This window comes from Enterobacter sp. EGD-HP1 (genome assembly GCF_000733275.2).
In the GTDB taxonomy this organism is placed as follows: domain Bacteria; phylum Pseudomonadota; class Gammaproteobacteria; order Enterobacterales; family Enterobacteriaceae; genus Enterobacter.
On record NZ_AVOP01000036.1, the window covers coordinates 1 to 13,331 of the forward strand.

Here is a 13,331-nt window from a genome sequence, read left to right on the forward strand (position 1 = left end):
GGCCCTTACGGGCCTTTTTTATATTCTGGTTTTTCTCACGCGATCCGCGTAAATCGACAACGTCTGCTTCAGCACGTCCAGCGTCACCGGCTTCGACAGACAGCTGTCCATGCCTGACTCCAGACAGCGCTGTTTCTCTTCCGCCAGCGCGTTCGCCGTTACGCCCACCACCGGCAGCGTCAGGCCCAGCTGTCGGATGCGCTGCGTCAGACGGTAGCCATCCATGTTTGGCATGTTGACGTCGCTAAGCACGATATCAATATGATTTTTACTCAGCACATTCAGCGCATCCACGCCGTCATTGGCCGTTTTGCACTGGTAGCCCAGCGATCCAAGCTGGTCAGCCAGCAGGCGGCGGTTAATCGGATGGTCATCCACCACCAGAATCATCATATCGTCATTCACCGACGCCAGAGAGTCCGGTGACGGCAACGCGCCTGCACCGTCGTTCTCTTCGAGCTCCACTTTGTAGATGCGCGCCAGCAGGCTCAACAGCTCGTGCGGCGTTGCGACACTGTGTACCCATTCCCCAGGCGCACGCTCGACAGGAATGCCAATGTGGCGACGACAGAAGAGCACCGCCCCTCTCCCCTGCCACGGCTGTTCCGGCATCTCGTCGGCGATCAGCACATCGTCAACATCCGGCGTTTGACCTTCATAGCGACACACTCTCACTCCGCTGTGGGCAAGCATCGCCGTCAGGTAGTCATTCAGCGAGGCGTTATGCACCGCCAGCCAGCAGCGCTTGTCGCTCAGCCCGTCCACCGTCGCTTTTGCCGGATACTGCGCCGAATAGAGCGGAATGCGGATGGTGAACTGGCTGCCCATGCCGGGCTCGGTATCCACGGAGATATCACCGTCCATCATGCTGACGAGCTTCTCACAAATCGCCAGCCCCAGTCCGGTCCCCTGGAAGTTACGCTGCACGCCGGTCCCGACCTGGAAGAATGGGTCGAACAGGCGAACCACTTCCTTCGCCGGGATGCCGACGCCCGTGTCGCGCACGCGAATGCTCAGGTAATCCCCCGCCCGGCAGACGTGCAACACGATACAGCCAACATCCGTGAATTTAATGGCGTTGCTGAGCAGGTTAGAGATGACCTGCTGCAGGCGCATCGGATCGCCGTGCAGCGTCAGCGGCACGTCCGGTTCGATAAAGCAGTAGAGCCCCAGCTGTTTACGCACCACCAGCGGCAGATAGTTGGCGCTGATATGGTTCATGACCTCGCGCGGCGAGAACTCCCGCGGCTCGATTTTCAGCTGCTCAGACTCAATTTTAGAGAAGTCGAGAATATCGCTGATGATTTTCAGCAGCAGGCTGGAGGAGTTGTTCATCGCCGTCACCAGCCTGTCGACCCCTTTCGGCAGCTCTTTGGTCTGCAGCAGGTCGAGGTTACCAATGATCCCGTACAGCGGCGTTCGCAGCTCGTGGCTGACGGTGGCAAGGAACATGGATTTCGACTGGCTGGCCTGCTCCGCGGCCTGCGCCATCTCCTGTAGCGACTCTTCCATCTTCACGCGCGCGGAAACATCCACCAGCACGCAAATCGCCACGTTTTCATTGCGATAGCGGGAATGGACAAAGCTGATCTGCAGGTTGGTGTGCGTGCTGGTGAGCACGTCGACAAAGTTAACCTGCTGACCGCAGATAATCTGCGTCAGCCTCTGCCGGTCTTCATGCGTCAGCATGTTCAGGTAGTTATGCGCCAGTTCGTTACTCAGGATATTGGTCCCGTCCTGGGTGCGCAGAATACAGATCCCCACCGGCGCCGAAGCGACAATCTTGCGGTTAAACTGCTCGTGTTCCTCGAGCCGCTGGGCGTCACTTTCGGCGGGAATAAAGATTTTCCGCTCATACATGCGCGCCAGCGTAAACAGCGCGCCACCCGCGATCAGGTTCAGCAGAATCGCATTCATGATGAGAATGCGTATGCGCTCAAGCACCATATCCACCGGCACCGAGTAGACAATGCTCAGCGAGGATGGCAGCAGGCTTTTTTTCAGCACCAGCTCGCGGAAGCCGGAGGTGTAACCAAACCATGACCGCTCCTGCATCCAGTGCGGTTCAACGTTTAACCGGTTATCCGGCCCGGCGAGTGAGATCAGCTGATGGCCGTTTTCATCCAGAATGGTCACCCCCATGGGCAGGCTGCCTGGGGTGAAGAAGTTTTCCATGCGGATGGTCTGCTCAATCCCCAGCAGCGCCTGCAGGCGATTGCCGAGATACACCGGCGTCAGAGCGTAGAAATAGCCCACGCCCGGGCGCGGGCCCTGGCTAACCCAGAAGATGTTATTCCCGCGCTCGTCCTGCGGCGCATTGCGATATTTCACAATACGCTCATGCAGGCTCTTCAGCGCATCGTCACGCTCAACGGGCACATCACGCAGGCCAAAGTCAGCCATGCAGAGATTTTCACTGCCAATCAGGAATACGCGATTCAGGTCGTAGGCGGCGGAGAAATTGTCGCGCCAGTAGCGCATAAACCAGGCAAGAGACTCCAGCGACCCGCGCCAGGTATTGCTCATGGTGGAGCAATCGGAGTCCGGGAACAGCGGCTGGAAGTCCGGGACTTCGGTTTTGTCATTACGCCCCCGAAGCGCAAGGATGCCGTTTTCCGCCGTCAGACGATTTTCGGCAATATACTTCAACTCCTTCATCACGTCAGACGTTCGCTGAATGTAGCGCTGGGCCTGGTCGGAGCTTAAGTTAAACTCCTGGCGGATCTCCGCTTCTTTCTGGTGCAGCGCGTTAACGATGTAAAACACCGAGAACAAGGCCACCAGCAGCCAGAGCAAGAGCGCCAGCGCCCGAAACAGATAGCGAGAGACTTTCAGCGTAGTACGAAAGGAGACGAGGTATTTCAAAGGGGCGAGGCTCCGCCGTCGGGGTCAAAAGAATGTGGTTAAGGTAGCGGTAAACGCGCCGGGTCGCAACGTTGACTTATCTGCTTCTGCAAAAGAAAAGGGCCGGAATCCGGCCCTTTTTGCTTCAGGAGTGATTACTCGTCAGCATCATCCGCTGCGTCATCGTCAGTGTCGGCTTCCGGCGCGATATCATCATCGCCTTCCGCAACGCTACCGTCGATGGAATCGAGCTCTTCGTCATCCACCGGCTCAGCAACGCGCTGCAGACCCACCACGTTTTCATCTTCCGCGGTACGGATGAGGATCACGCCCTGGGTGTTACGCCCCACCACGCTGATCTCAGACACGCGGGTACGCACCAGCGTACCGGCATCGGTGATCATCATGATCTGGTCGGCATCGTCTACCTGCACCGCGCCCACAACGGAACCGTTGCGCTCGGTCACTTTAATAGAGATAACGCCCTGCGTGCCGCGAGACTTGGTCGGGTATTCGCTTTCTGCCGTACGTTTACCGTAGCCATTCTGCGTCACGGTCAGGATTGCACCTTCGCCGCGCGGAACGATCAGGGAAACGACGCTGTCTTCGCCCGCCAGTTTGATACCACGAACGCCCGTAGCGGTACGACCCATTGCACGGACGGCGTTCTCTTTAAAGCGCACCACTTTACCGGCCGCAGAGAACAGCATCACTTCATCGGAACCGGAGGTCAGATCCACGCCGATCAGCTCGTCGCCTTCGTTCAGATTCACCGCAATGATCCCGGCGGAACGTGGGCGGCTGAACTCGGTCAGGGCGGTTTTCTTCACGGTACCGCTGGCGGTCGCCATAAAGACGTTCACGCCCTCTTCGTACTCGCGTACCGGCAGGATGGCGGTGATACGTTCGTTCGCTTCCAGCGGCAGCAGGTTAACGATTGGACGACCACGTGCACCGCGGCTTGCTTCCGGCAGCTGATAGACTTTCATCCAGTACAGACGACCGCGGCTTGAGAAGCAGAGGATCGTGTCATGGGTGTTTGCCACCAGCAGGCGGTCAATAAAGTCTTCTTCTTTAATACGTGCCGCAGATTTACCTTTACCGCCACGACGCTGTGCTTCGTAGTCGGTCAGCGGCTGATACTTCACATAGCCCTGGTGAGACAGGGTGACCACCACGTCTTCGCGATTGATCAGGTCTTCAATGTTGATATCAGAGCTGTTTGCGGTGATTTCGGTGCGGCGCGCATCGCCGAACTGATCGCGGACCAGTTCCAGCTCTTCACGGATCACTTCCATCAGGCGATCTGCGCTACCCAGGATATGCAGCAGCTCGGCAATCTGTTCCAGCAGCTCTTTATATTCATCGAGCAGTTTTTCGTGCTCAAGGCCGGTCAGTTTCTGCAGACGCAGATCCAGAATCGCCTGCGCCTGCTGTTCAGTCAGGTAGTACTGACCGTCACGCACGCCGAATTCAGGCTCCAGCCACTCAGGACGCGCCGCGTCATCGCCCGCACGTTCAAGCATGGCGGCCACGTTACCCAGCTCCCATGGACGCGCAATCAGGGCTGCTTTCGCTTCTGCCGGGGTCGGCGCACGGCGAATCAGCTCAATAATAGGGTCGATGTTGGCCAGTGCAACGGCCAGCGCTTCAAGGATATGGGCACGGTCACGCGCTTTGCGCAGTTCGAAGATAGTACGGCGGGTCACCACTTCACGGCGGTGACGCACGAACGCGCTCAGGATCTCTTTCAGGTTCATGATCTTCGGCTGACCATGGTGCAGCGCAACCATGTTGATGCCGAAGGAGACCTGAAGCTGAGTCTGGGAATACAGGTTGTTCAGCACAACCTCGCCCACCGCGTCGCGTTTAATCTCAATCACGATGCGCATACCGTCTTTGTCAGACTCGTCACGCAGCGCGCTGATGCCTTCAACGCGTTTTTCTTTTACCAGCTCGGCGATTTTTTCAATCAGACGCGCTTTGTTCACCTGATACGGGATCTCGTGAACAATGATGGTCTCACGGCCGGTCTTAGCGTCTGCTTCCACTTCGGCGCGGGCACGGATGTAAATCTTGCCGCGTCCGGTGCGGTACGCTTCTTCAATACCGCGACGACCGTTGATGATCGCCGCCGTCGGGAAGTCCGGGCCCGGGATGTGTTCCATCAGCCCTTCAATGCTGATGTCTTCATCGTCGATATAGGCCAGGCAGCCGTTGATCACTTCGGTAATGTTGTGCGGCGGAATGTTGGTTGCCATACCGACCGCGATACCAGACGAACCGTTAACCAGCAGGTTCGGGATCTTGGTTGGCATCACATCTGGGATGCGCTCGGTGCCGTCGTAGTTATCGACGAAATCAACGGTCTCTTTTTCCAGGTCGGCCATCAGCTCATGAGCGATTTTCGACATACGGATTTCCGTATAACGCATCGCCGCAGCGGAGTCGCCGTCGACTGAGCCAAAGTTACCCTGACCATCTACCAGCATGTAACGCAAGGAGAATGGCTGCGCCATACGAACGATGGTGTCATAAACGGCGGTATCACCATGCGGGTGATATTTACCGATAACGTCACCGACGACGCGGGCAGATTTTTTATAGGCTTTATTCCAGTCATTGCCCAATACGTTCATGGCGTATAGTACGCGACGGTGTACCGGCTTCAGGCCATCGCGGACATCCGGCAGCGCACGGCCAACAATGACCGACATCGCATAGTCCAGATAGGAGCTCTTCAGCTCTTCCTCGATGTTAACCGGTGTAATTTCTCTCGCAAGGTCGCTCATCTAACCGCTATCCCTCTACTGTATCCCGGATTCAAAGGTCGCAAATTATAACACAGCCGAGGTGATTGAGGTAAACCTATACGCTTTATTCACGGGGATTGCCTGATATACTCCTTTGTCTTGCTAAATAAGGAGTAAAAGCGCCCATGAATGCCGAAAAATCCCCGGTGGCTCACAACGTTGACCACGAAGAGATTGCCAAATTTGAAGCGGTGGCGTCCCGCTGGTGGGATCTCGAAGGTGAGTTCAAACCGCTGCATCGCATTAACCCGCTGCGTCTGGGCTATATCGCGGAGCGTTCCGGCGGTCTGTTCGGTAAGAAAGTGCTCGACGTCGGCTGCGGCGGCGGCATCCTGGCGGAGAGCATGGCGCGCGAAGGGGCCACCGTCACCGGCCTGGATATGGGCTTTGAACCGCTGCAGGTGGCCCGTCTTCACGCGCTGGAGTCCGGTATACAGGTGGAATACGTGCAGGAAACCGTGGAAGAGCACGCGGCGAAACACGCCCATCAGTACGATGTGGTGACCTGCATGGAGATGCTGGAGCACGTTCCCGATCCGCAGTCGGTGGTGCACGCCTGTGCAAAACTGGTGAAGCCGGGCGGCCAGGTCTTCTTCTCAACCATCAACCGCAACGGTAAAGCCTGGCTGATGGCCGTGGTCGGCGCAGAGTATGTGCTGCGCATGGTGCCGAAAGGGACGCACGACGTGAAGAAATTCATCAAGCCAGCCGAGTTGTTAAGCTGGGTTGATCAGACGTGGCTCAAAGAGCAGCACATCACCGGCCTGCACTACAATCCGCTGACCGATAAATTCAAGCTCGCACCGGGCGTTGATGTTAACTATATGTTGCACACCACCGCCAAAAACGACTAACGTCATTCGTTATTCTTATAAAGATTGCGCGACATCATGTTGCGCAATTCTGACCTCTCGTTGAAGAAATCAGCACTCGATCAAATTTTGAATTTTTTTTCTTAATTATTGACATGTCTTCCAGGCCTTACGGTACGAGGACTTAGCCTTTTTTACCCTTTCACAACCTCAATTTAACGTCAAAATCAACCCTTGTGCTGAAAAGATTCGATACTAGAATACTCACCATATAGCGTTTTTCTTATCGCAAACCCCCTATATGTAGTATTTATCCACAGAGTTAGTCACAAGACGGATCTGTGGATAAGCGGGGGATATTTTTTTATTTCACGGACAGGTAAACCCCACATGAATCAGAGTCTGCTGGTGACAAAGCGCGACGGTACTACCGAGCGTATCAATCTGGACAAAATCCATCGAGTTCTCGACTGGGCAGCAGAAGGACTGAACAACGTATCTATCTCCCAGGTTGAACTGCGTTCCCACATTCAGTTCTACGACGGCATCAAAACGTCTGATATCCACGAAACGATCATTAAAGCGGCGGCTGACCTCATCTCCCGCGAAGCACCGGATTATCAGTACCTCGCTGCACGTCTGGCGATTTTCCACCTGCGTAAAAAAGCCTACGGCCAGTTTGAGCCGCCGAAGCTTTACGATCACGTAGTGAAAATGGTTGAGCTGGGCAAATACGACACGCATCTGCTGGAAGACTATACGGAAGAAGAGTTCGAGCAGATGAACGGGTTTATCGATCACTGGCGCGACATGAACTTCTCCTACGCGGCGGTGAAGCAGCTCGAAGGCAAATACCTGGTTCAGAACCGCGTAACCGGTGAGATCTACGAAAGCGCCCAGTTCCTCTATATTCTGGTGGCCGCCTGCCTGTTCTCTAACTACCCGCGTGACACCCGTCTGGAATACGTGAAGCGTTTCTACGATGCGGTTTCCACGTTCAAGATTTCGCTGCCGACGCCAATCATGTCTGGCGTGCGCACCCCTACCCGTCAGTTCAGCTCCTGCGTACTGATCGAGTGTGGTGACAGCCTGGATTCCATCAACGCCACCTCCAGCGCCATCGTGAAATACGTTTCCCAGCGTGCCGGTATCGGCATCAACGCCGGTCGCATCCGTGCGCTGGGCAGCCCGATTCGCGGCGGTGAAGCGTTCCACACCGGCTGTATTCCGTTCTACAAGCACTTCCAGACGGCAGTAAAATCCTGCTCTCAGGGCGGCGTGCGCGGCGGTGCAGCGACCCTGTTCTACCCGATGTGGCACCTGGAAGTGGAAAGCCTGCTGGTTCTGAAGAACAACCGCGGCGTGGAAGGCAACCGCGTGCGTCACATGGACTACGGCGTGCAGATCAACAAGCTGATGTACACCCGTCTGCTGAAAGGTGAGGACATCACCCTGTTCAGCCCGTCCGACGTTCCGGGCCTGTATGACGCGTTCTTCGCCGATCAGGACGAGTTCGAGCGTCTGTACACCAAATACGAAAAAGACGACAGCATTCGTAAGCAGCGCGTGAAGGCGGTAGACCTGTTCTCCCTGATGATGCAGGAACGTGCCTCTACCGGCCGTATCTACATCCAGAACGTGGACCACTGCAACACCCACAGCCCGTTTGACCCGGTGGTTGCGCCAGTGCGCCAGTCCAACCTGTGCCTGGAGATCGCCCTGCCGACCAAACCGCTGGAAGACGTGAACGACGAAAACGGCGAAATCGCGCTGTGTACGCTGTCCGCGTTCAACCTGGGTGCGATTAAGAGCCTGGACGAGCTGGAAGAGCTGGCCGTGCTGGCAGTTCGCGCGCTTGACGCCCTGCTGGACTACCAGGATTACCCAATCCCGGCCGCTAAACGCGGTGCAATGGGCCGTCGCACCCTGGGTATCGGCGTGATCAACTTCGCCTACTGGCTGGCGAAAAACGGCAAGCGTTACTCCGACGGCAGCGCCAACAACCTGACGCACCAGACGTTCGAAGCGATTCAGTACTACCTGATGAAAGCGTCCAACGAGCTGGCGAAAGAGCAAGGCGCGTGCCCGTGGTTCAACGAAACCACCTACGCGAAAGGCATTCTGCCAATCGACACCTACAAGAAAGACCTGGATGCGATTGTCAGCGAGCCGCTGCATCTCGACTGGGAAGGCCTGCGCGAGTCCATCAAGACCCACGGCCTGCGTAACTCCACGCTCTCTGCCCTGATGCCGTCCGAGACCTCGTCGCAGATCTCCAACGCCACCAACGGTATTGAACCGCCGCGCGGCCACGTCAGCATCAAAGCGTCGAAAGACGGCGTGCTGCGTCAGGTGGTGCCGGATTACGAAACGCTGGGTAACAACTACGAGCTGCTGTGGGAAATGCCAAACAACGACGGCTACCTGCAGCTGGTGGGTATCATGCAGAAGTTTATCGACCAGTCGATCTCTGCCAACACCAACTATGACCCGACGCGCTTCCCGTCCGGCAAGGTACCAATGCAGCAGCTGTTGAAAGACCTGCTGACCGCCTATAAATTTGGCGTGAAAACGCTGTACTATCACAACACCCGTGACGGTGCGGAAGACGCGCAGGACGACATGGTGCCGTCAATTCAGGACGATGGCTGCGAAAGCGGCGCATGTAAGATCTAATGTAAATGCCGGGTGGCGCTACGCTTACCCGGCCTACGATTTTGTTTGCCCGACTGACAAAATCTCTCACAGGACACACTCATGGCTTATACCACCTTTTCACAGACGAAAAACGACCAGCTCAAAGAGCCGATGTTCTTCGGCCAGCCGGTCAACGTGGCACGCTACGATCAGCAAAAATATGACATCTTCGAAAAGCTGATTGAAAAGCAACTCTCTTTCTTCTGGCGCCCGGAAGAAGTGGACGTCTCCCGCGACCGTATTGATTACCAGTCGCTGCCGGATCACGAAAAGCATATCTTCATCAGCAACCTGAAGTACCAGACGCTACTGGACTCCATTCAGGGCCGTAGTCCGAACGTGGCGCTGCTGCCGCTGATCTCCATTCCTGAGCTGGAAACCTGGGTGGAAACCTGGGCGTTCTCCGAAACGATCCACTCCCGCTCTTATACCCACATCATCCGCAACATCGTGAACGATCCGGCGGTGGTGTTTGACGATATCGTCACCAACGAGCAGATCCAGAAGCGCGCGGAAGGCATTGCCCACTACTACGACGAGCTGATCGAGATGACCAGCTACTGGCATCTGCTGGGCGAAGGCACCCACAACGTGAACGGTAAAACCGTTACCGTGAACCTGCGCGCGCTGAAAAAACAGCTGTACCTGTGCCTGATGAGCGTCAACGCGCTGGAAGCGATTCGCTTCTACGTGAGCTTCGCCTGCTCCTTCGCCTTTGCCGAGCGCAAGCTGATGGAAGGCAACGCCAAAATCATCCGTCTGATCGCCCGCGATGAAGCCCTGCACCTGACCGGTACCCAGCACATGCTGAACCTGCTGCGCAGCGGTACGGACGATCCGGAGATGGCGGAAATCGCCGAAGAGTGCAAGCAGGAGTGCTACGACCTGTTCGTGCTGGCGGCCCAGCAGGAGAAAGAGTGGGCAGACTACCTGTTCCGCGACGGCTCCATGATTGGCCTGAACAAAGACATTCTGTGCCAGTACGTTGAGTACATCACCAACATCCGCATGCAGGCTGTCGGTCTCGACCTGCCGTTCCAGACGCGCTCTAACCCAATCCCGTGGATCAACACCTGGCTGGTGTCCGATAACGTGCAGGTGGCGCCGCAGGAAGTGGAAGTGAGTTCTTACCTGGTCGGTCAGATTGATTCTGAAGTCAACACTGACGACCTGAGCGACTTCCAGCTCTGATGTCACGCGTCACGTTAAGTCTTTCCGGCACTGAGGTACTGTGTCGGGAGGAGCACCCTTCTCTGCTGGTGGCGCTTGAGGCACATCAGGTAGAAGTAGAGTACCAGTGTCGTTCCGGCTACTGCGGCTCCTGCCGCTGCCGCCTGGTCGCCGGCCAGGTGGACTGGCTGACCGAACCGCTGGCCTTTATCAACGAAGGGGAAATTTTGCCCTGCTGCTGCCGGGCGAAAGGCGATATTGAGATCGAGATGTGATTGCGTCGGGTGGCGCTTCGCTTACCCGACCTACAAAACCGCAGTTCGTAGGCCGGGTAAGGCGCAGCCGCCACCCGGCAATTTCAGCGTTAATCCTTCAAAAAGCTCACCGCTTTATCCGGGAAATCCGTAAACAGTCCGTCCACGCCCGCCTGGTTATACAACACCTCATAAAGCTGATTCACGTCCGTGGCATACGGCGGCAGCTGGTCTGCACGCACGGTATACGGATGGACCTGCATCTTGCTGGCATGCGCCTCTTTTACCATCGCCGTCAGCTTCACGTGTCCCGGCGCTGAGCCTTCCGCCACCAGCATGTGGTAATCCGGCCCGATGCCGTCGGCGTACTGCGCAATCTGCTTCATCGCACCCGGCTTAAACATCCAGTCGTAGTTATAGTTAACCCACTTCCCGTCCGGCTGCTTCTCCTGGGTTTCATTCCAGTCGGTATAGGCAATCAGCTGTACCAGATTGAGATCCATCCCCATCTTCGGTTCCAGCTCGGTTTTGATGCGCTTCAGTTCGGCGGCGTCAAAACACTGCAGGTAGACTTTGTCCTTCTTGCTGGTGTAGCCGTACTGCTTCAGCACTTCCAGCGTCTTCGCGGCAATGTCTTTCCCTTCCTGATGGTGGAACCACGGCGCTTTGATCTCCGGGTAGATACCGATGTTTTTACCGGTGGAGTGGTTCAGGCCCTGAACAAATTCAATCTCTTCCTGGAAGGTATGAATGCGGAAGTCAGATTTGCCCATCGGGAAACGGCCCGGATAGACCTGCACCTTCTTGCCGTTTTCAATCTCGAAGCCTTCGGTAAACTTCAGGGAGCGAATCTCCGCCAGCGTGAAGTCGATGGCGTAGTAGCGGCCATCCTTACGGGCGCGGTCCGGGAAACGCTCCGCCACGTCCGTCACGCGGTCCAGATAGTGGTCATGCAGGACGACCAGCTGGTCGTCCTTCGTCATCACCAGATCCTGCTCCAGATAATCCGCGCCCTGGGCATAGGCCATCGCTTTCGCCGGCAGGGTATGCTCCGGCAGATAGCCGCTGGCGCCGCGGTGGGCGATAACGATTTTATCCGCCGCCAGCGCCGAGCCGGTCATCAGGCCCGCCAGCAGCAGGCCGGCTGTTACGTAAGATAATTTCATGGCATTGCTCCTTATTGACGACGCGCCTGCACTTCCGCGTGGTGACGTTTCTCACCGATCATCACAACAATCAGCAGCAGTACCGCCAGCACGCTACCGCCGATCATCACCATAAAGCCGCCGTCCCAGCCGAAGAAGTCAACGGTGTAGCCCACGATGGCGCTTGCCGCGACCGAACCGCCCAGATAGCCGAACAGACCGGTAAAGCCTGCCGCCGTGCCTGCCGCTTTTTTCGGTGCCAGCTCCAGCGCGTGCAGACCGATCAGCATTACCGGACCATAAATCAGGAAGCCGATGACGATCATGCAGGCCATATCTACTGACGGGTTGCCCGGCGGGTTGAGCCAGTAAACGACGGTGGCAATGGTCACCAGGGTCATAAAGAACACGCCCGTCGCACCGCGGTTGCCTTTGAACACCTTGTCCGACATCCAGCCGCAAAGCAGCGTGCCCGGGATCCCGGCATATTCATACAGGAAATAGGCCCAGGACGACTTATCCAGCGCGAAGTGCTTCACCTCTTTCAGGTAGGTCGGGGACCAGTCGAGGATGCCGTAGCGCAGCAGGTAAACGAACACGTTCGCCACCGCGATGTACCACAGCAGCTTGTTCGGCAGGACGTACTTCATGAAGATCTGTTTTGCGGTCAGCTCTTCTTCGTGCTCCTTGCTGTAATCATCCGGATAGTCGTTTTTGTACTCTTCAATCGGCGGCAGGCCGCAGGACTGAGGCGTGTCACGCATCAGCGCAAAAGCGAAAATCGCCACGACGATGGCGCCAAAGGCAGGCATATAGAGCGCAGCGTGCCAGTCGTTGAACCAGGCCATCCCCAGCAGGAACAGCAGCGGCGGAATACCGCCACCCACGTTATGCGCACAGTTCCACACCGACACGATGCCGCCGCGCTCCTTCTGCGACCACCAGTGCACCATGGTGCGCCCACAAGGCGGCCACCCCATCCCCTGGAACCAGCCGCAGAGGAACAGCAGCACGAACATAATCGCAATACTGGACGTCGCCCACGGCACAAAGCCCATGAACAGCATCACCGCCGCGGCCAGAATCAGACCGGCGGGCAGAAACACGCGCGGGTTAGAGCGGTCCGACACCGAACCCATGATGAATTTGGAAAAACCGTAGGCGATTGAGATCCCCGACAGCGCGAACCCCAGATCGCCGCGGGAGAAGCCCTGCTCCACCAGATACGGCATGGCGAGCGCGAAGTTTTTACGTACAAGGTAGTACGCAGCGTACCCGAAGAAGATCCCCAGGAAGATTTGCCAGCGCAGACGGCGGTATAGCGGATCAATTTCTGCCTCTGGCAGACGCGCCCGATGCGGCGCAGGTTTGAAGATACTGAGCATAACAGCCTCCGTGGCCTTGAATTGAATGAGCAGGTGGCTCGCACCTGAATTCCAGAGGCGGGGATGTTAAGAAATCACGGTGATTGTTACTGTGAATCAACGCACAGATTGTTACAGAAATATGACAGAATGCGCAAAAAAGCGCATGAAATCACGTTTTACTTTCGAATTTCGCGCGTTTATGTTCGAAATCAAACAAACCGCACGATTG

At 56.6% G+C, this 13,331-nt stretch carries 8 protein-coding genes; 4 read left to right on the plus strand and 4 right to left on the minus strand.

Annotated features, from left to right (window positions below; translation table 11 throughout):
- Window positions 1-18 precede the first annotated feature (18 nt).
- Entirely contained in the window at window positions 19-2,865 is a 2,847-nt protein-coding gene (gene rcsC, locus N037_RS21305; RefSeq protein ID WP_032643390.1) for a two-component system sensor histidine kinase RcsC, read from the minus strand.
- 134 nt (window positions 2,866-2,999) lie between these two features.
- Complete coding sequence (gene gyrA, locus N037_RS21310) at window positions 3,000-5,636, minus strand: DNA topoisomerase (ATP-hydrolyzing) subunit A (RefSeq protein ID WP_023336385.1); 2,637 nt, start codon at window positions 5,634-5,636, stop codon at window positions 3,000-3,002.
- 146 nt (window positions 5,637-5,782) lie between these two features.
- On the opposite strand from gyrA, the gene ubiG reads away from it, so the two are divergent.
- From ubiG to yfaE, 4 genes are all read left to right on the plus strand, one after another.
- The gene (ubiG, locus tag N037_RS21315; RefSeq protein WP_023336386.1) at window positions 5,783-6,511 is read left to right on the plus strand and encodes a bifunctional 2-polyprenyl-6-hydroxyphenol methylase/3-demethylubiquinol 3-O-methyltransferase UbiG; all 729 of its coding nucleotides are present in this window, start codon (window positions 5,783-5,785) and stop codon (window positions 6,509-6,511) included.
- 348 nt (window positions 6,512-6,859) lie between these two features.
- Complete coding sequence (gene nrdA / locus N037_RS21320; protein ID WP_023312513.1) at window positions 6,860-9,145, plus strand: class 1a ribonucleoside-diphosphate reductase subunit alpha; 2,286 nt, start codon at window positions 6,860-6,862, stop codon at window positions 9,143-9,145.
- A gap of 81 nt (window positions 9,146-9,226) precedes the next feature.
- Entirely contained in the window at window positions 9,227-10,357 is a 1,131-nt protein-coding gene (gene nrdB, locus N037_RS21325) for a class Ia ribonucleoside-diphosphate reductase subunit beta (RefSeq protein ID WP_014884611.1), read from the plus strand.
- The gene (gene yfaE, locus N037_RS21330) at window positions 10,357-10,611 is read left to right on the plus strand and encodes a class I ribonucleotide reductase maintenance protein YfaE (RefSeq protein ID WP_008500234.1); all 255 of its coding nucleotides are present in this window, start codon (window positions 10,357-10,359) and stop codon (window positions 10,609-10,611) included. The genes nrdB and yfaE overlap by 1 nt, the downstream gene beginning before the upstream one ends.
- Window positions 10,612-10,700: 89 nt before the next feature.
- Here the strand turns inward: yfaE and glpQ are convergent, their stop codons facing one another.
- A complete protein-coding gene (gene glpQ / locus N037_RS21335; protein ID WP_032643393.1) occupies window positions 10,701-11,756 on the minus strand; it encodes a glycerophosphodiester phosphodiesterase in 1,056 nt (351 codons plus the stop codon).
- A gap of 11 nt (window positions 11,757-11,767) precedes the next feature.
- On the minus strand, window positions 11,768-13,120 hold the full coding sequence (gene glpT / locus N037_RS21340; protein WP_023336388.1) for a glycerol-3-phosphate transporter: 1,353 nt from the start codon (window positions 13,118-13,120) through the stop codon (window positions 11,768-11,770).
- Window positions 13,121-13,331: the final 211 nt, after the last annotated feature.